Source organism: Micromonospora sp. NBC_00330 (assembly GCF_036136635.1).
Taxonomy (GTDB): Bacteria; Actinomycetota; Actinomycetes; order Mycobacteriales; family Micromonosporaceae; genus Micromonospora; species Micromonospora salmantinae.
This window is the reverse complement of the sequence record NZ_CP108012.1, coordinates 6,165,062-6,185,689: the sequence shown is the minus strand read 5'-3', so window position 1 is coordinate 6,185,689 and position 20,628 is coordinate 6,165,062. Positions and strand designations below refer to the sequence as shown.

The 20,628-nt window shown below is 71.4% G+C and carries 21 protein-coding genes and 1 tRNA gene; 9 read left to right on the top strand and 13 right to left on the bottom strand.

Features of this window, described 5'->3' with window-relative positions:
• Window positions 1-31: 31 nt before the first annotated feature.
• Complete coding sequence (locus OG598_RS28155) at window positions 32-946, top strand: TIGR03620 family F420-dependent LLM class oxidoreductase (RefSeq protein ID WP_328651777.1); 915 nt, start codon at window positions 32-34, stop codon at window positions 944-946.
• Between the two features lie 56 nt (window positions 947-1,002).
• Window positions 1,003-1,752, top strand: coding sequence for an SDR family oxidoreductase (locus OG598_RS28150; RefSeq protein WP_210780737.1), 750 nt, complete (start codon window positions 1,003-1,005; stop codon window positions 1,750-1,752).
• Between the two features lie 56 nt (window positions 1,753-1,808).
• On the opposite strand, the gene OG598_RS28145 is transcribed toward OG598_RS28150, so the two are convergent.
• A tRNA-Ser gene (locus OG598_RS28145) sits at window positions 1,809-1,895 on the bottom strand.
• A gap of 75 nt (window positions 1,896-1,970) precedes the next feature.
• Here OG598_RS28145 and deoD point away from each other — a divergent pair.
• Entirely contained in the window at window positions 1,971-2,678 is a 708-nt protein-coding gene (gene deoD / locus OG598_RS28140; protein ID WP_074315244.1) for a purine-nucleoside phosphorylase, read from the top strand.
• 352 nt (window positions 2,679-3,030) lie between these two features.
• Here the strand turns inward: deoD and OG598_RS28135 are convergent, their stop codons facing one another.
• The 4 genes from OG598_RS28135 to OG598_RS28120 are packed head-to-tail and all read right to left on the bottom strand — an operon-like array spanning window position 3,031 to window position 6,522.
• Entirely contained in the window at window positions 3,031-4,230 is a 1,200-nt protein-coding gene (locus OG598_RS28135) for an ABC transporter permease (RefSeq protein ID WP_328651776.1), read from the bottom strand.
• Window positions 4,230-4,925 (bottom strand): ABC transporter ATP-binding protein, encoded by a 696-nt coding sequence (locus OG598_RS28130; RefSeq protein WP_328651775.1) that lies wholly within the window; start codon window positions 4,923-4,925, stop codon window positions 4,230-4,232. Before OG598_RS28130 ends, OG598_RS28135 begins: the two co-directional genes overlap by 1 nt.
• The gene (locus OG598_RS28125) at window positions 4,922-6,013 is read right to left on the bottom strand and encodes a peptidoglycan-binding domain-containing protein (RefSeq protein WP_328651774.1); all 1,092 of its coding nucleotides are present in this window, start codon (window positions 6,011-6,013) and stop codon (window positions 4,922-4,924) included. The genes OG598_RS28130 and OG598_RS28125 overlap by 4 nt, the downstream gene beginning before the upstream one ends.
• Window positions 6,010-6,522 (bottom strand): hypothetical protein, encoded by a 513-nt coding sequence (locus OG598_RS28120; protein ID WP_328651773.1) that lies wholly within the window; start codon window positions 6,520-6,522, stop codon window positions 6,010-6,012. The genes OG598_RS28125 and OG598_RS28120 overlap by 4 nt, the downstream gene beginning before the upstream one ends.
• 141 nt (window positions 6,523-6,663) lie before the next feature.
• On the opposite strand from OG598_RS28120, the gene OG598_RS28115 reads away from it, so the two are divergent.
• Both OG598_RS28115 and OG598_RS28110 read left to right on the top strand, forming a co-directional pair.
• Window positions 6,664-7,320, top strand: a complete 657-nt coding sequence (locus OG598_RS28115) for a response regulator transcription factor (RefSeq protein ID WP_181518658.1) — start codon at window positions 6,664-6,666, stop codon at window positions 7,318-7,320.
• A complete protein-coding gene (locus OG598_RS28110; protein ID WP_328651772.1) occupies window positions 7,317-8,471 on the top strand; it encodes a sensor histidine kinase in 1,155 nt (384 codons plus the stop codon). The genes OG598_RS28115 and OG598_RS28110 overlap by 4 nt, the downstream gene beginning before the upstream one ends.
• Before the next feature lie 14 nt (window positions 8,472-8,485).
• Here OG598_RS28110 and OG598_RS28105 read toward each other — a convergent pair whose 3' ends face one another.
• The 4 genes from OG598_RS28105 to OG598_RS28090 all read right to left on the bottom strand — a co-directional run bounded on the left by OG598_RS28105 (window position 8,486) and on the right by OG598_RS28090 (window position 10,391).
• Entirely contained in the window at window positions 8,486-8,932 is a 447-nt protein-coding gene (locus OG598_RS28105) for a nucleoside deaminase (protein WP_328655460.1), read from the bottom strand.
• A gap of 145 nt (window positions 8,933-9,077) precedes the next feature.
• Window positions 9,078-9,605 carry a tRNA adenosine deaminase-associated protein gene (locus tag OG598_RS28100; protein WP_328651771.1) on the bottom strand — a complete coding sequence of 176 codons (528 nt, stop codon included), beginning with the start codon at window positions 9,603-9,605 and terminating at the stop codon, window positions 9,078-9,080.
• Window positions 9,606-9,722: 117 nt separating this feature from the next.
• Complete coding sequence (locus tag OG598_RS28095; RefSeq protein ID WP_167362451.1) at window positions 9,723-9,890, bottom strand: hypothetical protein; 168 nt, start codon at window positions 9,888-9,890, stop codon at window positions 9,723-9,725.
• A gap of 111 nt (window positions 9,891-10,001) precedes the next feature.
• Window positions 10,002-10,391 (bottom strand): hypothetical protein, encoded by a 390-nt coding sequence (locus tag OG598_RS28090; protein ID WP_328651770.1) that lies wholly within the window; start codon window positions 10,389-10,391, stop codon window positions 10,002-10,004.
• A 64-nt stretch (window positions 10,392-10,455) separates the two neighbouring features.
• On the opposite strand from OG598_RS28090, the gene OG598_RS28085 reads away from it, so the two are divergent.
• A complete protein-coding gene (locus tag OG598_RS28085; protein ID WP_328651769.1) occupies window positions 10,456-11,217 on the top strand; it encodes a M23 family metallopeptidase in 762 nt (253 codons plus the stop codon).
• 1 nt (window position 11,218) lies between these two features.
• Window positions 11,219-12,292, top strand: coding sequence for a PHP domain-containing protein (locus tag OG598_RS28080; RefSeq protein WP_328651768.1), 1,074 nt, complete (start codon window positions 11,219-11,221; stop codon window positions 12,290-12,292).
• Between the two features lie 126 nt (window positions 12,293-12,418).
• Here the strand turns inward: OG598_RS28080 and OG598_RS28075 are convergent, their stop codons facing one another.
• Window positions 12,419-13,399 carry a DMT family transporter gene (locus tag OG598_RS28075; protein ID WP_328651767.1) on the bottom strand — a complete coding sequence of 327 codons (981 nt, stop codon included), beginning with the start codon at window positions 13,397-13,399 and terminating at the stop codon, window positions 12,419-12,421.
• Between the two features lie 131 nt (window positions 13,400-13,530).
• Here OG598_RS28075 and OG598_RS28070 point away from each other — a divergent pair, with 131 nt between their 5' ends.
• On the top strand, window positions 13,531-15,201 hold the full coding sequence (locus OG598_RS28070) for a DUF885 domain-containing protein (protein WP_328651766.1): 1,671 nt from the start codon (window positions 13,531-13,533) through the stop codon (window positions 15,199-15,201).
• Between the two features lie 114 nt (window positions 15,202-15,315).
• Here OG598_RS28070 and OG598_RS28065 read toward each other — a convergent pair whose 3' ends face one another.
• The 3 genes from OG598_RS28065 to OG598_RS28055 all read right to left on the bottom strand — a co-directional run bounded on the left by OG598_RS28065 (window position 15,316) and on the right by OG598_RS28055 (window position 19,150).
• Complete coding sequence (locus OG598_RS28065; protein ID WP_328651765.1) at window positions 15,316-16,842, bottom strand: DUF6114 domain-containing protein; 1,527 nt, start codon at window positions 16,840-16,842, stop codon at window positions 15,316-15,318.
• A gap of 92 nt (window positions 16,843-16,934) precedes the next feature.
• Entirely contained in the window at window positions 16,935-17,558 is a 624-nt protein-coding gene (locus OG598_RS28060; RefSeq protein ID WP_112700053.1) for a DUF6230 family protein, read from the bottom strand.
• A gap of 395 nt (window positions 17,559-17,953) precedes the next feature.
• Window positions 17,954-19,150, bottom strand: a complete 1,197-nt coding sequence (locus tag OG598_RS28055) for a DUF3068 domain-containing protein (RefSeq protein ID WP_328651764.1) — start codon at window positions 19,148-19,150, stop codon at window positions 17,954-17,956.
• A 111-nt stretch (window positions 19,151-19,261) separates the two neighbouring features.
• Here OG598_RS28055 and OG598_RS28050 point away from each other — a divergent pair, with 111 nt between their 5' ends.
• Window positions 19,262-20,527 (top strand): acyltransferase family protein, encoded by a 1,266-nt coding sequence (locus OG598_RS28050; RefSeq protein ID WP_328651763.1) that lies wholly within the window; start codon window positions 19,262-19,264, stop codon window positions 20,525-20,527.
• The last annotated feature ends 101 nt before the right edge of the window (window positions 20,528-20,628 follow it).

The window sequence follows — 20,628 nt, the reverse complement described above, 5'->3', positions numbered from 1 at the left end:
CCGCTCGGTACAAAACTTGCTGGAGGTTGGTGTGACGGCTGAACTGAACGCCTCGCTGCCTGCATTCGGGCTCTGGAGCATGGAGCTGCGCGGGGCCACCGACCCGGCCGTCCGGGACGTGGCGGCCGAACTCGACGAGTACGGCTTCCGGGCACTGTGGGTGCCCGGACTGGACGGCAGCGGCGCGGTGGACGACGTCGGGCACCTGCTGGAGGCGGCACCGCACGCGACGGTCGCGCTGGGAGTGCTGGCGATCTGGGGCCAGGACCCGACGGCTCTGGGCGACCGGTTGGCAGCGCTGGACGCCGCGCACGGGCCCCGGACGGTTCTCGGCTTCGGGGTGAGCAACGCCCACTCCGCAGCTCAGGCGGGCCAGGAGTACGGCCGACCGGTGGAGACGATGGGTCGCTGGCTGGACGCCCTCGACACCGCGCCTCGGCCGGTTCCCGCCGGACGACGCATCCTCGGCGCGCTCGGGCCGAAGATGGCGGACCTGGCCGCCGACCGTACGGCCGGCTGGCACCCGTTCCTCGTGACGCCGGACTACACGGCGACCCAGCGCGAGCGCGTCGGGAAGCAGCCGCTGATCGCGCCACACCTCGCCGTCGTCCTCGACGAGGACCCGGACCGGGCCCGCGCCGCGGCTCGGGCGGGAATCGGGATGTTCATCGGCTTCCCCACCTACCGGGCGAACCTGGCACGCCTCGGGTTCACCGACGACGACCTGATCCCCGGCGGCAGCGACCGCCTGATCGACGCCCTCGTCGCCTGGGGCGACCTGGACGCGGTGGCCACGCGCATCCGGGAGCACCTGGACGCGGGCGCGGACCACGTCGCACTCCACGTGCTGCGCCCCGACGGCCCCGACCGGCCGACGCTGCCCCTGCCGCAGTGGCGCGAGCTGGCCACCCTCCTGCCGAGCTTCGTCGCCTCCGCAACCCATTGACCACCGGCCCCAACAGCCGGCCGCACACCACCACACCCCAACAGAGGAGATCCATCGTGGGACAGCTCGACGGCAAGACCGCCCTCGTCACCGGGGGCACCACGGGCATCGGCCTGGCCGCCGCCCGTCGCTTCGCCGCCGAAGGCGCGTACGTCTTCGTCACCGGCCGCCGCAAGGGCCCGGTGGACGAGGCCGTCGCCAGCATCGGCGCGAACGTCACAGGCATCGCCAGCGATGTCAGCAAGCTCGACGACCTGGACCGGGTCATGCGGGCGATCGAGGAGCGGGGCGCTGGCCTGGACGTGGTGTTCGCCAACGCCGGCGGTGGCGAATTCCGGTCGCTCGACTCGATCACTGTCGAGCACGTGGCCAACACCTTCGACACCAACATCTACGGCACCATCTTCACTGTGCAGAAGGCCCTGCCCCTGCTCAACGAGGGCGCGTCGATCGTGCTCACCGGCTCGACGGCCGCCAGCAACGGCACCCCGGCGTTCAGCGTCTACGCCGCGTCCAAGGCGGCCATCCGCTCGTTCGGCCGCACCTGGGCCGCCGAGCTGATCGGCCGGAAGATCCGGGTCAACACCCTGGTGCCCGGCTCGACCGAGACCCCCGGGCTCGCCGGCCTCGCACCCAGCCCCGCCGAGGCGCCCGGCTTGCTGAAGACCATCGCCTCGGGCGTGCCCATGCAGCGCATGGCACACCCGGACGAGATCGCCAACGCCGCGCTCTTCCTCGCTTCCGACCAGAGCAGCTTCATGACCGGCGGCGAGCTGTTCGTCGACGGCGGCGAGCAGCAGCTCTGATGCGAAAACGCCCGGTCGATCCTCGCGGATCGACCGAGCGTTTCTGCATTTCAGAGCGGTGGCGGAGGGATTTGAACCCTCGGAGGGCGTTAACCCTCACACGCTTTCGAGGCGTGCTCCTTAGGCCGCTCGGACACGCCACCGCCGACGAGGGTACAGGACCGCCGGTTCCGACGCCGAACCGGTATCGCCCGGGCCGGCCTGGCAGGATCTTTGCCATGAGTACGCACATCGGCGCGAAGCCGGGCGAGATCGCCGAGCGGGTCCTGATGCCGGGTGACCCCCTGCGGGCCAAGTGGATCGCGGAGACCTACCTCGAGGGCGCTACCTGCTACTCGACGGTTCGGGGCATGCTGGGCTTCACCGGCCGCTGGAACGGCGTCGAGGTTTCCGTCCAGGGCTCCGGCATGGGCATGCCGTCGGCCTCCATCTACGCCCACGAGTTGATCAACGAGTACGGCGTGAAGACGCTGATTCGGGTCGGCTCCTGTGGCGCCCTCAGCACCGACCTGCAACTGCGGGACGTGGTGGCCGCGATCGGGTCGTCCACCGACTCGAACATGAACCGGATGCGCTTCGACGGGCTGATCGACTACGCCCCGGTGGCCGACTTCGGGCTGCTGCGTACGTCGGTCGAGGTGGCCGAGCGGCGCGGCATCACCATGCACGTGGGGCCGATCCTGGCGGCGGACGCCTTCTACACCGACCGGCCGGACCTGTACGACACCCTCGCCGACTACGGCGTGCTGGCGGTGGAGATGGAGTCGGCGGCGCTCTACACGATCGCCGCCCGGTTCAAGGCCCGCGCGCTGACCGTGTTGACCGTCAGCGACCACATCAAGACCGGTGAGAAGACCACCTCGGAGGAGCGCGAGCAGACCTTCAGCCAGATGGTCGAGATCGCCCTCGACACGATCATCGCCTGACCCGTTCGGGCGGCAATACCGCGAAGAGCGTGATGACTGTGGGGCATCAAGATGCCTCACAGTCATCACGTTCTTTCGCATCACGCCGGCCGACCCAACCGAGCCCCGCCGGCCCGACTGAGCCACGCCGGCCCGACTGAGCCACGCCGGTTCGACCGAGCCACGCCAACCCAACCGAGCCACGCCGGCCCGACCGGGCCAGGCCGACCGGGCCAGGCCGACCGGGCCAGGCCGACCGGGCCAGGCCGACCGGGCCAGGCCGACCGGGCCAGGCCGACCGGGCCAGGCCGACCGGGCCAGGCCGACCGGGCCAGGCCGACCGGGCCAGGCCGACCGGCCCGCGCCACGCCGTTCAGACGGCGGCCAGCGCCTCGGTCGGCGCGAGGCGGGCGGCGCGCACCGCCGGGTAGAGGCCGGCGAAGCCGCCGATGACCAGTGTCGCGCCCACCCCGCCGAGCATCGCCCAGGCCGGCACCACTGTCGGCCAGTCCTGCGACAGCGCGTAGCCCGCTGTGACCAGGATGCCCAGCACCACCCCACCGATCCCGCCGAGCGCGGAGAGCAGCAGCGACTCGGTGAGGAACTGGGTCCGTACCTGACCGCGGGTGGCGCCCAGTGACCGGCGCAGGCCGATTTCGGCTCGGCGTTCCAGCACCGAGATCACCATGGTGTTCGCCACGCCGACCCCACCGACCAGCAGGGCGACAGCGCCCAGGCCCAGCAACAGGCCGGTGAACGCGTCGTCGGTCGCCTCGGCGGCTGCGAGGGCGTCCGAGGGCCGGGACACCTCGACCTCGTTCGGCGCCTCCGGGTTGGTGGTGGCGCCGAGCACCGACCGGACCGCCTCGACCTGTGACTCCTGCGCCCTGGTGTAGACGGTGGTCGGGTGACCGTCGAAGCCCAGGTATTCGGCCGCCGCCGCCCAGCCGACCAACGCCGACGTGTCCAGCTCCGGGGCGAGCGGTGCGGCGGCGAGGATGCCGACCACTGTGAACGGCCGCCCACCCAGCCACACCTGCACCTGCGGGTCCGCCGAGGTGATCCCGAGCCGCTGCGCGGCGGTGGCGCCGAGCACGACCGTCGGGTAGCGGGCGGTCGCCTCGTTGAGCCAGGTGCCGGTGGTCACCTCGGCTCCCACTGTGGCGAGCAGGTCCAGTCGGGCCGCCCGGGTGGCGATGCCGCCGGTCTCCGCCGCCGGGATCCGGTCCGAGCGGTACACCTTGGCGTCGGGCACCTGCCCGGTCGCGGACACCTCGGTCACCGGGCCGATCCGCCCGATCATCGCGATCGACTCCTCGGGCAGTTGCGCGTCCGCGCCGAACAGCGTGCTGCCCGGCTCGACGGTGAGCAGGTTGGTGCCGAGCGCGTCGAGCGCCCGGTCCAGCTCGGCCCGGGACGACGAGGAGATGCCGACCACCGCGATCATCGCGGCGATGCCGATCGCGATGCCCAACGCGGAGAGGAACGCCCGCAGCGGACGGGTCCGCAGCCCCACCCCACCGACGCGTACGACGTCCGCCGGTCGCAGTCGGGCCGGGGTCAGCGTCGCCATCAGCCGACCCCACCCGGCGCGAGGGCCGAGTCGTGCCGCACCGCGCCGTCGCGCATCCGCACCTGCCGGGGCAGGCTTCCCGCGATCTCCCGGTCATGGGTGATCACTACGACTGTGGTTCCGGCCCGGTGCAGATCGTGAAGCAACTCCAACACCCCGGCACCGGACTGAGAGTCCAGGTTGCCGGTCGGCTCGTCGGCGAGCAGCACCGCCGGCTCGCCGACCACCGCGCGGGCCACTGCCACCCGCTGCCGCTCCCCGCCGGACAGCTCGTGCGGCCGGTGCCCCAACCGGTGGGCCAGGCCGACCCGGACCAACGCGGCCTCCGCCCGTTCGCGCCGCCGCCGCAGCGGTACGCCGGAGTAGAGCAACCCGTCGGCCACGTTGTCCACGACCGGGACGCCGGGGGCGAGGTGGAACTGCTGGAAGACGAAGCCGATCCGGGTGGCCCGCAGCGCGGACAGCTCCCGGTCGGTCAGCTTCGCCGCGTCGTACCCGTCGATGAGCACGCTGCCCGACGACGGCCGGTCCAGGGTGCCGATCAGGTGCAACATGGTCGACTTGCCCGATCCGGACGGGCCGACGATCGCGACCAACTCGCCGTGACCGATCCGCAGCGACACGTCGTCCAACGCGACGACACCGCCGGCGTACCGCTTGCTGACCCGGTCGAGCACTATCACCTCGCCGCTCATGTCGGCACCACCACCGTCGTGCCTTCGGTGAGGCCCGTGCCGGTGACCTCCACCCGGCCGTCGGCGAACAGCCCGGTGGTCACCGCGAGGACCCGGCTCGCGTCGCCCTCGGCGACCTGGACGCCGTAGCCGCCCTCGGCCAGCGCCAACAGGGCCGCCACCGGCACGGTGAGCACGTCGCGGCGCTCCGAGACGGTGAACGTGACGTCCGCGCTGGCCTGGTCGAAGCCGGTGAGGGCCTTCGGGTCGGTCACCGCGACTGTCACCTCGATCTTCGTCTCGGCATCGCCGGCCTGCCCGTTGGCGCCGGTCGCGCCGGCCTGGACGACCGTCTCGACAGTGCTGATCGTGCCCGCCACCGACCGGCCGTCCGGCAACCGCACTGTGACCTTCGCGTCGCGCTTGGCCAACCGCTGGTCGTCCACGTCCAACTCGACGGTGACGACCCGGCTGGTGCCGGTGTACGTCAGCACCGCCTGCCCGGGCTGGGTGAGATCGCCGACGTCGACCTGGTGGCTCTCCACCCGGACCTCCCGGTCGGCGTACACGACACGCCCCGGCTCGACCCGACCGGTCTCGGTCAGGCCCAGGTCCTCCTGCCAGTCCCGGACGGCGTCCGCTGTGGCGTCGGTGTATTCGTCGTCGACAGTGAAGCCGGTGTAGCCCAGCGCTTCGAGGTTCCGCTCGAACTGCGTGACGTCGGGCCCCTCCACCCCGGGGGCGAGGTCCCGGTACGCGGGCAACCCGCCGTAGAGCAGCACCACCTCCTCGTTGTCGACCAGGTAGAGCGCCTTGCCCCGCCGTACCGTCGATCCGGTGGCCGCCAGCGCGGTGACGGTGCCGTTGAGCTTCGCCGTGGCGGTACGCGTCGCGCCGTACCCCAGCTCACCGTCCGCGGTCTCCGAGTCGGCGAGGGTCTGCCGGGTGACAGTGGCGGTGGCGGGTGTTGCGCTGCCGGCCTGGGCGCGGCCCCCGTCGGCGCCGCCGCCGAAGCCCACCGCGGCGACCACGCCCACGGCGGCGACCAGCAGGACGACGCCGCCGGTGACGGCGGCGCGCAGCCGCGAGCGTCGGATGGCGCCCGTCACCGGCCAGCCCCGAACTGCGGCGCGTGCTGCCGGCACTTCTCCAGCGCGGCCTTCATGGCCGGGTCGCCGATGTTGATCGCGTTGCCGCCCGTCCCGATGCGGACCCGCCCGTCGGCGTCCGGGTCCGGGAAGTCCGGCACCCCGTTCTCCCGCATGCACTTGGCCAGCGTGCGCATCTGCTCGGCCTGCTCGGGGTTGAGCTGCGGTCCCTGCCCGCCGTTGGGCAGCTTGTCCTGGCACTTCTCCATGGCCGCCTGGACCTTCTGCTGATCCACGTCCGCACCGAACCGGAAGCCGGGACGGCCACCCGGCTCCGGGTCGGGCATGTCCACCCCGTTCTCCCGCATACACCGGGCGAAGGCGAGTTGCCGCTCCGAGTCACTGACCGGCGTGCCGCTCGCCGTGGCCTCGGCCTTCGCCCCACCGGCGGTCGCGACCCCGCCGCCGTCGTCGCCTCCCGCGCCGCACCCGGACAGCGCCAGGGCGAGCAGGACGGGGATCGCAAGCATCTGTCGTCGCATGGTGTCCGCTTCCGCTCAGGTCCGGCGCGGTTCGCCGAACGTGACACCCAGTGCACGGCAGCGGACGTATCCCCGGCGTTACCGTCGGCGGTTATGCCGGCGTTACCGCACCCCGAGCACCATGGAGGGGTGAGAGTGCTGGTGGTCGAGGACGAGAACGTGCTGGCGGACGCCATCGCCGAGTGGCTGCGTCGGGAGTCGTTCGCTGTCGACGTGGCGTACGACGGGGACGCCGCGTTGGAACGGCTCGGCGTCAACGAGTACGCCGTGGTGGTCCTGGACCGGGACCTGCCGGTGGTGCACGGCGACGACGTGTGCCGGGCGATCGTGGACGCGGGCGGGGAGACCCGGGTGCTGATGTTGACCGCGTCGGCGGCGGTCCGGGAGCGGGTGGCGGGGTTGGCGCTCGGCGCCGACGACTACCTGACCAAGCCGTTCGCCCTGGTCGAGCTGTCGGCCCGGGTGCACGCGCTGACCCGCCGGTCCCGCCCGGCGGCACCGCCGACGCTGCGTCGCGCCGGCATCCAACTCGACCCGGCCCGACACGAGGTACGCCGGGACGACCGGCACGTGGCGCTGTCCCGCAAGGAGTTCGCGGTGCTGGCCGAGCTGTTGCGCGCCGACGGCGCGGTGGTCTCCGCCGAGGACCTGCTGGAACGCGCCTGGGACGAGCACATCGACCCGTTCACCAACGTGGTCCGGGTGACAGTCATGAAGCTGCGCCGCAAACTCGGCGACCCACCGGTGATCGAGACGGTCCCGGGGGCGGGGTACCAGATCCGATGAAACGCCTCACGATCCGCGCCCGGCTCACCCTCATCTACGGCGGGCTCTTCCTGTTGGCCGGCGTGGTCCTGCTCGCCGTCACGTACGTGCTGGTGGATCAGCGGATGCCGCAGCCGTTCGGGGTGAAACTGCGCGACCTGCCGAAGACCGCCCCCACGACGCCCAGCGGGCAGAACGTCGACAACCTGCGCGCCCTGTTGGAGGAGGTGCAGGACGAGGCGAAGCGCAACGCGCTGGAGTCGCTGCTCACCCAGGGCGGCATCGCGTTGATCGTGGTGTCGACGGTGGCGATCGCGTTCGGCTGGTTGCTCGCCGGCCGGGCGTTGCAGCCACTGCTCCAGATCACCGGCACGGCCCGCCGGATCGCCGGCGCGGACACCGCCGGCCGTGGTCTGCACGAGCGGATCGCGCTCACCGGCCCTCCCGACGAGGTACGCGAACTCGCCGACACCTTCGACGAGATGCTGGAACGGCTGGATCGTTCCTTCGACGGGCAGCGCCGGTTCGTGGCGAACGCCTCGCACGAGCTGCGTACGCCGCTGGCGCTCAACCGCGCCCTGGTGGAGCTGGCTGTCACCCGCCCGGACGCCTCGGCGGAGACCCGGCGACTGGGCGAGTCGCTACTGGCGGTCAACGAACGCCACGAGCGGCTGATCGACGGTCTGCTGACCCTGGCCGACTCGGAGAACGAGCTGACCGAGCGTACGCCTGTCGACCTGGCCGAGGTCTGCGCGCACACGACCGATCAGGCCGGGAAGCAGGCGCCCGACGTGCTGGTTCGGCGGGCCCTGGCCCCGGCGCCCACCAGCGGCGACCCGGTGCTGTTGGAGCGGCTCACGTTCAACCTGGTGGAGAACGCGCTGCGCCACAACCTGCCCGCCGACGGTTGGGTGGAGGTGCGCACCGGGCTGGTCGACGGCCGGCCCACCCTCACTGTGACAAACACCGGCCCGGTCATCCCCGGTTACGACGTCGAGACGATGTTCCAGCCCTTTCGTCGGCTGTCGCGGGAGCGGGTCGTCGGCGCGCGGGGCTTCGGGCTGGGGCTGTCCATCGTCCGCGCGGTGGCCCGGGCCCACGGCGGCACCGCCGAGGCACAGCCCCGCCCGGACGGCGGTCTGATCGTCACTGTCACAGTGCCACCGGCCTGACCGGCGGCTCGGCTTCAGCGGAAGAACGCGCGCAGGACGGTGGCGGTCTCGGCCTCCAGCACCCCGCCGTAGACCTCGGGGCGGTGGTTGAGCCGACGGTCCCGCAGCACGTCCCAGAGCGATCCGGCCGCGCCGGTCTTGGGCTCCCACGCGCCGAACACGACAGTGGAGACCCGGGCCAGCACCAGCGCCCCGGCGCACATGGTGCACGGTTCGAGGGTGACCACCAGGGTGCAGCCGTCCAGCCGCCACCGGCCGGTGCGCTCGGCACCCCGGCGCAGGGCCAGCACCTCGGCGTGGGCGGTGGGGTCGCCGGTCAGCTCCCGCTCGTTGCGTCCGGTGGCCAACTCGGTGCCGTCCGGCCCGTAGAGCACCGCACCCACCGGCACGTCGTCGACGTCGGTGCCGACGGTGTCGTCGACGGGTGGACCGGCGACGGCCACCTCCAAGGCGCGGCGCATCCACAGGTCGTGCCGCTGTCGTCTGCCGACCTCGCCCAGGTCGGCCAGGCCCTCGTGCGCGCCGGGCCCGGCGCGGCCCACCGCTCCGGGGGTCGGCTGGCCCGGTCGGATCGACTCCAGCGACGGATCGGTGGCGTCTGCCGGCTCAGACCTCACGCAGCTCCTCGACCTCGTCGGCGCACCCGAGCACCTGGCAGATCTCGGCGGTGACGTCGGCCGGCATCATCCCCTCGTGCGAGCAGAGGGTCAGCAGCTTCTGCGCGGAGATGCCCAGGTTGGCCAGCAGGTCGGCGTCACCGACCGGGTCGGCCTCCGGGTCGACGACGGGCTGCTCGCTCTCCTCGTCACCGGTGCTCACCGGGCGTGGCTCGTCGTCACCGTCGAGCCCGGTGACCGAGGTCTTCAGATCACCGACCAGCAGCGACCCGAGCTGCGACTCCTCGGCGTACGCGGAGTCCGAACCGAACACCCGCAGGTCCTCGCCCTCGTCGAGGCGCAGGATCACCAGGTACAAGTCATCGGCCTCGACGAACAGCAGCGACACGTCGGCCTCCTGGTCGACGTCACGCAGCCGGTCGGCAACCTCGTCGATGTCGGTGGCGCCACGCAGGCTGACCTCGGCGGCGGTCCAGCCACTGTCGTCGCGCACCACGGCCGCAGCGAAGTACGACACGGTCCCCCCAATAGCCCTCGACACAGCGTCGACTCGTTACGCGTGCACGTTAGCCGGTCGGGTCGGCAGGCGACCCGTCAACGCCCCGAAGGGCGGGTCATTCCTGACAAAGTCGGATCAGCCGACGACTCGACGGCGGGTGGCGATGAGCTGGCGCAGACGCTCGGTGCGCTGCCGCTGCGGTCGGCTGCGCTGGCGGACCGCCCGGGCGCCCGCCAACTCGGCCAGCAACTGCAGTCGACGGCGATTGCGATCGGGATCCTGCCGGGGAGTGGTCCAGGCCATAGTCCCGAGCGTGCCGAGTCTCGGCGGCCACGTCAAGACGGCGTTCGCTACGCAGCCAACCGGGCACACGGTGCAGTCACCGAGCACCGTTTCGGGGCCTGTCCGTGCCGGTCACCACAGCGGCCAGTCACCGCTGGTGGCCCAGCGGACCGCCACCACTGCGGCGGCGATGCTCCAACCACCCGCCGTGACGATGGCGACCCCGGTGGCCACCCCTCGGTCGCCGAAGCGGACCAGCACCAGGGCGGTGACCCAGGCCAACAGGCCGGCGAACACCGTCCACCACGCGTAGCTGGCCACGTCGGTGCCGAGCAGGCCGAACAGCAGCAGCCAGCCGGCCGCCGCGCCGCCACCGGATGCGACACCTCCGCCGGTGACCGGGTGCGGCTCGCGGTAGGTGGGCCGCGTCGGTGGCCCGGAGGGGAAGAGACCCGACGGGGTACGCGGCGCCGGGCGGACGGCACCGAAATCCGGGCCAGGCTCGGGTCGGGCAATGGTCACCGTCGCTGCCCTCCCTCACGCGTGCCGCTCGTGCCCACCGTACCGGCTCTGCCAGGATGACCGGATGTCCTCGCCGACGATCAGCCGCCGCGCTCGTCCGGCGTACCCGATCCTGCTGTTGCTCGCCCCGGTGCTGGCCGCCGGCTGTGCGACCACCCGGCCGGGGGTGCCCGACGGGGCCGCGCCGACGCCACCTCCGGTCTGGGCGACCGCCGACCAGCCGGCGTCGCAGCCGCCCCCGCCGGCGGCGACCGACCCGAGCTCCCCGGCGCCGTCGTCGGCCAGGCCGTCGGCGACGGCACCCCGCGCCGGGCTCAAGCACGTCTTTCCGGTACGCGCCGACGACGTCGACTACCACCCGACGCACGGGGCGTACCCGGCGACGGACCTCTTCGCCGACTGCGGTGAGCCGTTCGTGGCGGTGACCGACGGGACGGTGCTGGAGGTGAGCCGCGTGGACCGGTACCGCAAGCGTGGGCCACAGGGCCCGGACAACGGCGGCCTGTCGGTCGCCCTGCTCGGCGACGACGGGGTGCGCTACTACGGCTCGCACCTGAGTGTCGTGACCAGCGGAGTCGACGCCGGGGTGCGGGTCCGCGCCGGGCAGCAGCTCGGCAAGGTGGGCCGCACCGGCAACGCGAACAACGTGTGTCATGTGCACTTCGGCATCTCGCCGGCGTGCGCGGGCAAGGACGGCTGGTGGATCCGGCGCGGGGTGATCTGGCCGGCGCGTTACCTGGACTCCTGGCGGCGCGGCGGCAACCGGGAGCCGGCCGCCGAGGTCACCGGGTGGCAACGCAAGCACGGCTGCCCGAAGGCGCCCTGACATGGCTCGCGCGAGAGATCCCATCGCCGACCTGCGCCGGATCGCGTTCCTGCTGGAACGGGCGAACGAGGCCACCTACCGGGTACGCGCGTTCCGGTCGGCGGCGAAGGCGCTGGCCGGTCTGCCTGCGGCCGAGCTGACCGAACGGGCCGGCAACGGCACGCTCACCGAACTGGCCGGTGTCGGTGACGTCACGGCCCGCTGCGTGGCGGAGTCCCTCGCCGGTGAGGAACCGGTCTACCTCCGCCGGCTGGTGGCGACCGAGGGCAGCGACCTGGACGCCGAGGCCACGGCGCTCCGCGCCGCCCTGCGCGGCGACTGTCACACCCACTCGGACTGGTCCGACGGCGGCTCGCCGATCGAGGAGATGGCGTTGGCCGCCGTGGAGTTGGGCCACGAGTACCTGGTGCTGACCGACCACTCGCCCCGGCTGACGGTGGCCCGGGGGCTGACCGCGGAGCGGCTACGCCGGCAGCTCGACCACGTGGCGCAGGTAAACGCGGCGCTGCCCGAGGGTTTCCGGATCCTCACCGGGATCGAGGTGGACATCCTCGCCGACGGTTCCCTGGACCAGGACGAGGACCTGTTGGCGCGGCTCGACGTGGTGGTCGGGTCGGTGCACAGCGGCCTGAAGGACGAGCGGTCGAAGATGACCCGGCGCATGCTGAAGGCGGTCGCCAACCCGCACCTGGACATCCTCGGTCACGTCACCGGCCGGATGGTGTCGTCCCGCCCGGCCGGGGTGACCGGTCCGGGCGATCGGGGGCACCGGGCGCGTACCCGGGCGGAGAGCGACTTCGACGCGGACGCCGTCTTCGCCGCCTGCGCCGAGCACGACACCGCCGTCGAGATCAACTCTCGGCCGGAGCGGCAGGACCCGCCGAAGCGCCTGATCCGCCGCGCCCTGGAGGCCGGCTGCCGGTTCGCCATCGACACCGATGCGCACGCGCCCGGCCAACTCGACTGGCAACGGTTCGGCTGTGAACGCGCCGCCCTCTGCGGCGTCCCCGCCGACCGCGTGGTCAACACCTGGTCGGCGGAGCAACTGGTGGCCTGGACGCACGACCGCACCTGACCAGCCCCGCCCGGCCCCTCCGCGCTGATCAACTCGCGTTCCTTGAAGTCGGGGTGTCCCGGTCCGCCGGACACCCCGACTTCAAGGAAACCGAGTCGATCACGTACCGGATCCAGCGGTGGTCCGTCAGCGGCGGGCGGGTTCGGCGGCGGGTGTGGCGGGAGCGCCGACGCCGACGACCGGGCTGCTCCGGCGGCGACTGAACATCCCCTGCGCGACCGCGACCCCGAGCAGCACGATCAGTGCGCCGACCGGTTGGTGCCAGTTGAGTCGTTCGTCGAGCGCCAGAGCACCGATCAGCACCGCGAAGATCGGAATCAGGTACGTGACCGTGGACGCGGTGCTCGCGCCGGCCACCCGGATGTTGCGCATGTTGATCACGAACGCGAGCCCGGTGCCGAGCGCGCCGAGGGTCAGCACACTTGCCACCACCCCCGCCGACAGCTCGGTGGGCAGCGGCGGCAGGCCGGCGACGAAGGGGGTGACGACGGCCAACTGCGCGGCGGCGAGCAGGAGTTGCGCGGTGGAGAGCGACAGGCCCGAGTAGGAGCTGCCGGCGACGAACCGCTTCTGGTACGGGATGGCCACGCCGTAGCAGGCTGCCGCACCGAAGCACATGAGCTGCCCGGTGAAGTGCGCCCCGCCGATGCCCTCCCAGACCCCGAGCACCACCAGCACTCCGACGAAGCCCAGCCCGAGCCCGACCGCACGGCGCACTGTGAGCCGCTCGGTGCGGAAGACCAGCACCGCCAACGGCAGGACGATCAACGGCGTGGTGGCGTTCCAGATGCCGGCCAGCATCGACTCGACCCGCTGCTCGCCGTAGCCGAAGAGGGTGAACGGCACCGCCACGCCGAAGGCGGCGACGACTGTCAGGTGTGCCCAGACCCGGGGCTCGCGGGGGAGCCGGTCGCGCAGCACGGCGAGGACCACCAGCAGGGTCAACGCGCCGGCGACGACCCGGTAGAGGGTGAGTTGGACCGGGTGCAGCTCGGCCACCCCGACCTTGATGAAGAGAAAGCTGGAACCCCAGATCGCGGCGAGGGCGACAAAGCCGGGCAGCCAGGCGCGGACCGGCGCTTTGTCAGGAGTGGTATCGGTGGTCACCCCTGACACTCTGCCGCAACCGTGCGACAAAGTCGCACGCCTTTCCCGCAGTCACGCCGTGCCTGAACCCGCAGCTCCAACACGACAAACGTCGGCGACACGGGGGTGGGGTGGTCACGTAGGGTCGCAGCGTGGGACGAATTGATGAACTCGCCAACCGCTACGTGGCCGAGTGGGCGCCGTTGAGCCCCACCGGCGCGACCTTCGTCGGCATCGCCGGCCATGACGACCAGCTCGACGACCTCTCGCCCGACGGCTACGGGGCGCGCGCGGACCTCACCCGCCGGACCCTCGCCGAGCTGGAGGTGACCGAGCCGGAGACCGAATCGGAACGGACCGCCAAGGAGGCCATGCAGGAACGGCTCGGCCTGGACCTCGCCCGGTACGACGCCGGCGAGGTGACCAGCGAGGTCAGCGTGATCACCAGTGGGCTGCACGAGATCCGCATGGTGTTCGACCTGATGCCCACCGCTACCAGCGACGACCAGGCCAACATCGCCGCCCGGCTCAACGGCTTCGGCGCCGCCCTGGAGGGCTACAAGACCACCCTGCGTGAGGCTCTCGCCGCCGGTGAGGTCAGCTCGAAGGTGCAGCTGGTCGAGGTGGCCAAGCAGTGCGACATCTGGGTCGACCCGACCGGTGACAACTTCTTCCACGGGCTGGTCGAGCGGCTCGGGGCGGACGGCACGCTCGGCTCGGAGCTGCGTCGGGGTGCGGCGGCGGCGACCGCGGCGACCGCCGAGTTCGGCCAGTTCCTGCGTACCGAGCTGGCCCCGCACGGGCGGGACAAGCAGGCCGCCGGCCGGGAGCGCTACGAGCTCGCCTCGCAGTACTTCCTCGGCGCCAAGGTCGACCTGGACGAGACGTACGCCTGGGGCTTCGCGGAGCTGGCCCGCCTGGAGGCGGAGATGCGGGTCGTGGCGGGGCGGATCGCCGGCTCCGGTGCCAGCGTCGACGAGGCCGTGGCCACGTTGGACGCCGACCCGGCCCGGACCATCCAGGGCAAGGAGGCGTTCCGGGACTGGATGCAGGCGCTGGCCGACAAGGCGATCACCGAGCTGCACGGCACCCACTTCGACATCCCGGAGCAGGTCCGCCGCATCGAGTGCTGCCTCGCACCGACCAGTGACGGCGCCATCTACTACACCGGCCCGAGTGAGGACTTCTCCCGCCCGGGTCGCATGTGGTGGGCGGTGCCGCAGGGCATCACCGACTTCTCCACCTGGCGAGAGGTGACCACCGTCTTCCACGAGGGCGTGCCGGGTCACCACCTCCAGGTGGGGCAGACCGCCGTCCGGGCTGACCTGCTCAACCGTTGGCAGCGGCTGCTCTGCTGGGTCTCCGGGCACGGTGAGGGCTGGGCGCTCTACTCGGAGCGGCTGATGGACGAGCTGGGCTACCTGGAGGATCCGGGCGACAAGCTGGGCATGCTCGACGGCCAGGCGATGCGCGCGGCACGGGTGATCGTGGACATCGGCATGCACCTGGAGCTGGAGATCCCGAAGGACAATCCGTTCGGTTTCCACCCGGGCGAACGGTGGACGCCCGAGCTGGGCTGGGAGTTCATGCGGGCGCACTGCCGGGTTCCGGACGAGAACCTGCGCTTCGAGCTGAACCGCTACCTGGGTTGGCCGGGGCAGGCGCCGTCGTACAAGGTGGGTGAGCGGATCTGGCTCCAGGCCCGCGAGGACGCCAAGGCCCGCAAGGGCGCCGATTTCGACCTGCGGGAGTTCCACCGGCAGGCGTTGGACCTGGGCGCGCTGGGTCTCGACCCGCTGCGCCGGGCGCTGGCCCGGCTCTGACACCGGCGGTGGCTGCGCGCGCCGACGGTACGACGAGTCCGTCGCCGCGCGCGGCCACGTGCGCGCCGCGGCTGCTGGCGCTCCACCCCCCGAGGCCGCTCTGCGGCTGTGCGCTCAGCCGAGGGTGAGTGCCAACGCCGGGCGGGCGGTCAGCGTGTCGCTGGTGACGTACGCCAGGTCGATGGCGGGGTCGGTGAACGTGATCGGGATGGGCGAGGTGATCGGAAGGCCGTCCGGTAGCGGTAGATCCGGAGTCAGCGTGATCTTGATGCCGAGCAGTCGGCCGACGAACCGGGTCGCGTAGAAGGCCACGTCTCCCCGCACTGTCAACTGGTTGGTCGCGTACCGCTGGTTGCGCCCTGCGGGGCCGTCGGCCCGCAGCAGGAAGTCGGCGGTCACCGCCTCCCGCATGCTGAACTTCAGCACCTTGAGGTCGCCCTTGACCGTGTGCAGGTCCGTGACCCCGTCGAACCGCAGCCCGGTCATTCGCACCGACGACCCGGTGAGCTTCGACGGCGTCTGGGCCACGGTCGGCAGGGCCGGATCGGCGGCGATCCGCGGCAGAAGTTTGCCCGGCTGCACCGTTTCCGGCCTGCCGGGTGCCGGCGTTCCGGGTTTGCCCGGGGCCGGTCTGCCCGGGGGCTGCGACGGACAGTCGGCGGGGCCGGGGCGGGGCGTCGCCGTGCTGGTGGGCCGCGCTGTCGGCGTGGCGGTGGGCCGCGCCGAGGGCGCGGGGTCCTCTTGGCCGCCGATGCCGAGCAGGTCGCCGATCCCGTCCAGGATGTCGGTGATCACGTTGCCGCCCCGCGCGGGGCTCGGGGTGGGCGTCGGCGTGGCCGCGCTGCGACTGGGCGACGGAGTGACGGCCCGGGACGGGGTGGGACAGCTGGTCGGGGCCGGTCGGTTCGGTGCGGCCTGCACCGCTCGGGGCTGGCTGGCCAGGCCGACGGCTGCCAGGCCGAGGATCACGAGAGCGACGGCGAAGGCTCGCGGATCAGCGGAACGTCCCGGCCACTCGGGCGGCGCACCCTCGTCGGACGCTCCGCCCCCCGGATGATCGACAGGCACGACACCGCCCCGGCCAGCGCCGCCTTGGCTGGCGCCGGTCTGGCTGACACCGTCCTGCTCGGCGCCGCCACTGTCGGATCGGTCGGCGTCACCATCGGCCAGGCCGACGCCGGCCAGGCCGGCACCGCCCGGGTCGTCGCCGTTCTGCTCGATCTCGGCCGGCGGCGGGGTGGGTGGGGTGGAGTGAATCGGGGTCCAGGCGAAGGCGAGCGCGCTGCCGACGATGCCGAGCAGCAGACCGACGAAGAAGCCGCCCAGGTTGAGCCCGATCAGCGAGTACACAGCGGTGACCGCCGCGACGACCGAGTAGAACAGCCGCTGCGCCGGGGTGAACCAGAGCAGCAGGCCACAGGTCACCAGGATGATCGGGATCAGCAGCGAGAGCAGACCGGTCGCACCGCTGTGGAAGCTGAGGCCGTTGAGGGTCATCCGGGTGGAGGCGAACATCTCCAGCCCGGCCAGGGCGATGAGCAACCCGCCCCAGAACGGTCGGCTGCGCTGCCAGCGGCGGAAGAGCCGCCACGCCTGAGCCGGACCACCGGGCCGGGCGTGGGACGGGTTCGCGGTTGTCACGTACTCCTCCTGGCCGAGCGGGGACGGGACCGAGCGGGGACGGGGGCATGGGCCCGGCCCGCGGTGCTGACCACCGCGGGCCGCGGCTCAGTTCAGAAGCACTCCTTGCCCTTGGCGTCGTCACCTACGTTGACCTTGAGTCGGAGGCCGACCAGGTTGAACGTGGCCGCCGTTGTGTAGCGGGACACCTGTTGCAGGTTGGTGATGGTGACGTGGTCGGAGTTCTGGCCGAACGAGCCGGCCTGCGCCGTCGGGTTCAGGTCGGTGGCGTCCCGACCGATCCTGATGTTGGTGAAGGTCGCGTTGCCGTTCAACGAGTCCATCGCGATCAGCAGGTCCTTGGCGCGGGCGGGTTCCTTGCCCTCGCCGGCGTTGATGGTGAGCACCACCGGCAGGCCCGGCAGGTCGGCGCGGACGGACTGGCAGAGGCTGTACAACTCGGCGCTGCTGATCTCGGAGAGCGCGATCGGGTGGACCTGACCGGACTTTCCGTCCTTGCCCTTCTCGCGGACGATGCCGCCGTACTGCTTGAAGCCGTCGCCCTCCAGGCGGTCGGCGCCGATTTTGAACGTCTGCCCGGAGACCGTGATGTCGGACGCGATCGCGCCGGTCGACATTCCGAAGAGGATGGCGCCGGCAGCCGCCGTGGCGGGCACCATCATGGCGGCGAAACGCCACCATCGGGTACGACCCTGACTGTCTAACCGATCCTGCACGGGTTCCTCCTCGGGTCGATGCGCGCGAGTGGCCGGTCCCGAGCGGGCGGCCCGCACTGGGAGCCCGCGTTCTGTTACCGGCTGGTAACCATCGGGCTTGATGGTGCACCCGATGCGGCGCAGGTCACAACCCCCTGATTACCGGGCGGTAACAGTCGGGCGACCAAGCGGAGGTGCGGCATCACCGAAAGTGAACGAATTTGCCCTCACAACCCTCCTGCATAGCCACAAGTCGGGCGTAGGACGGTGGCAGGATCAGCGCAACGTGACTCTACATTGACTAATTACAATCGAATAACAAATGTAAAGCACGCAGGTCGTACGGGTTGTCACATGACCGAGGGGCGGACCGCGTCGCGGCCCACCCCTCGGTCGTACGTCCGGTCGTACGCGCGTCAGCGCTGCTCCACCTCGCCCGGAGCTGGACGCTGGGTCGGCACGGTCGGGTCCTCCGACTTCCAGTTGGTCGAAGCCGGCGGGATCTCGTCGGTCAGTGGCCCGCCGACCGGCTGCGGTCTGGGCTGCTCGACGGTGTCCGTGTCACGCACGGGCTCCTGGTCAACCCGCGTCGGCGTCGGGTCGTCGACCGCCGGCTCGGCGCGGTGCCGGGCCGTCCCACCCTCGGGTCGGGTCACCAGCCACACACCGAAGACGACAGCGATCAGACCGAGGACGCCGGCGACGATCGGGCCCCAGAAACTGATCAGGCCGATCTTGAAGCGGTTGTCCTTGACCGTCTCGACACTGCGGCTGACAGTGTCGTCGGTGTAGTTGAAGTCCGCGTCCAACAGCACGGTGGGGGTGCCGGTGTTGGGGCGCAGTTCCTTGTGCTGCTGCTCCCGCACATTCACGTAGGAGCCGGTGACCGGGTCGACCCAGACCGTCCGGATGTTGCTGTAGACGATCTGACCGCTGGTGGCACCGGGCGCGAACTTGCCGACCAGCGTCTGGATGCTGCTCTCCGGGGTGGCCAGCACCTCGTTGTCGATCCGCTGCTCGAAGCGGTACGTCTCGATGCCCTTGATCTTCTCGGTGCCGACGAACTTCGCCGGAGTGGCCCGCTTCAGGTCACGGTCGAAAATCTGGTAGTCGCGCTTGGCGGTGCCGAACGGGAACTTGTAGATCTGGCCGGTGTACTTCACGTTGCCGACCGGAGTGCCGTCCGCCCCGGTCTCGTTGAGCCACTGGTCCTTCCACGAGGCGGCCGCACCGGAGATCCGGTAGAGAGCGAGTTCGGTGCTGTACTGGCTGACCACGTCCTGGTTGTCGGTGCGCCGGACCGTCTGGTAGACGTCCCAGATCACCGCGTCGCCCTTGAGGTCCTCGGGAAGCCGATCCTTGGTGTCGTCGGGCTGCGGAATGACCTCCACGTTGGACACAAGGTCGCCCTGCGGAACCTCGATGCTCACCGAGCTGCCGGTGGCCGTGATCTTCAGGAACCTGGCGTTCTTCGCCTCGGCGACGGACGTCGTTGGCTCAAGATCGTAGGGGAGCTTGGTCACGGCGGGGGCCACATAAAACGGCAGCCCGGCCGCGAAGACCAGCAATAAGACGCCAAGCCCGAAGAGCGCGGCGCCCACGCGAAGCTTCACTCATCCTCCTGTAACCTGCCGCCCTACGACCTGTTGTCCGGGGCACCCGATCCTTAACATGGCGGGAGGTTACTCCCCGGTCACCTTCAAAGCGACCCCCTGGATGTCCAGATGTCCACAGCCGCCGCGCCAACAGTTTCGGAGCCTTCGGTAACCGGCCGACTTCCCGCCCTCGACGCGCTGCGAGCAATCGGCGCGGTGGCGGTCGTCGGTCACCACGTCGGGTTCCAGACCGCCGTCACCATGAACACCACCTGGGGCGGCTGGCTGGCTCGACTGGACGTCGGCGTCGCCATCTTCTTCGTACTGTCCGGGTTTCTGCTGTTTCGGCCGTGGGCGCTCAACGCCGCGACGGGCCGGGCCCGACCCCGCACCAAGCGCTACCTGTGGCGTCGAGCCCTGCGCATCCTGCCCGCCTACTGGTTGGCGATCGCGGTCTGCCTGGTCGTCCTGCCGCAGAACGGGCAGGCGTCCGTCGGCGACTGGATCCGCCACCTCACCTTCACCCAGATCTACCAGGCCGGGCAGTTGCGCGCCGGGCTCAGCCAGACCTGGAGTCTCGCCACCGAGGTCGTGTTCTACCTGATCCTGCCGCTGGTCGCCGTGCTCGCCGTCGGCCGGTCCTGGCGTCCGGTCCGGACCATCGTGATCGTCAGCGGAAGTGCGCTGCTGACCGCGGGATGGCTCACCATGATGGGGCTCGGCTGGCTCGACGCTGCCCTGCACACCATGTGGTTCCCCTCGTACGCCGCCTGGTTCGGCACCGGCATGGCACTGGCGGCGGCGCACGTCGCCCTGCGCACCGGGACCGCGCCCGCGGCCTTCCGGGTCCTGGACGACCTGGCCTCTGCGCCGGTCACCTGCTGGGCCGCCGCCGTCGGCCTGATGGCGATCGCGACGACGCCCGTCGCCGGCCCCCGCGACCTGACCGAGCCGACGGCCGCCGAGTTCGGCGTCAAGCTGGCCCTCTACCTCGCGATCGCGGCACTGATCCTGATCCCGGTGGCCTTCGGCGGGCCGAGCCGGGCCAAGGAGATCTTCGGCAGTTCGTCCGCCCGGTGGCTCGGCGCGGTCTCGTACGGGCTGTTCCTGTGGCACCCCATGGTCATCGAACTCATCTACCTGGTCGACGACCGACCCCTGTTCACCGGCGGGCTGCTCAACACCTTCGCCCTCACCATGGCCTTCGGTCTGGTGTACGCCACTGTCAGCTACTACGGCGTCGAGCGGCCCCTGCAACTGCTCGGGTCGCAGGGTCGGCGCCGACCCACCGGGCGTCGGCAGACGCCCGGGACCCCCGCCACCGACGTGGCCGCACCGACCACCACGCCGCCGACCGTCGCGGCTGGCACTCCGGTGCCCACAGTCGGCGGGTAGCGCACAGCGCTGGCCCATCGGGGCATTGCCGGCCGGCACACCAGCCCCTAATGTGACGCGGGTCGCTAAATTACTTGAGAGTAGGGTTCGCGTGGAGCGTC

Coding starts and splice junctions, on each gene's coding strand:
- deoD (WP_074315244.1), top strand. CDS start 1,971: ATGAGTACGCACATCGGCGCGAAGCCGGGCGAGATCGCCGAGCGGGTC.
- OG598_RS28135 (WP_328651776.1), bottom strand. CDS start 4,230: ATGGCGACGCTGACCCCGGCCCGACTGCGACCGGCGGACGTCGTACGC.
- OG598_RS28130 (WP_328651775.1), bottom strand. CDS start 4,925: ATGAGCGGCGAGGTGATAGTGCTCGACCGGGTCAGCAAGCGGTACGCC.
- OG598_RS28120 (WP_328651773.1), bottom strand. CDS start 6,522: ATGCTTGCGATCCCCGTCCTGCTCGCCCTGGCGCTGTCCGGGTGCGGC.
- OG598_RS28110 (WP_328651772.1), top strand. CDS start 7,317: ATGAAACGCCTCACGATCCGCGCCCGGCTCACCCTCATCTACGGCGGG.
- OG598_RS28105 (WP_328655460.1), bottom strand. CDS start 8,932: ATGCGCCGCGCCTTGGAGGTGGCCGTCGCCGGTCCACCCGTCGACGAC.
- OG598_RS28095 (WP_167362451.1), bottom strand. CDS start 9,890: ATGGCCTGGACCACTCCCCGGCAGGATCCCGATCGCAATCGCCGTCGA.
- OG598_RS28085 (WP_328651769.1), top strand. CDS start 10,456: ATGTCCTCGCCGACGATCAGCCGCCGCGCTCGTCCGGCGTACCCGATC.
- OG598_RS28080 (WP_328651768.1), top strand. CDS start 11,219: ATGGCTCGCGCGAGAGATCCCATCGCCGACCTGCGCCGGATCGCGTTC.
- OG598_RS28050 (WP_328651763.1), top strand. CDS start 19,262: ATGTCCACAGCCGCCGCGCCAACAGTTTCGGAGCCTTCGGTAACCGGC.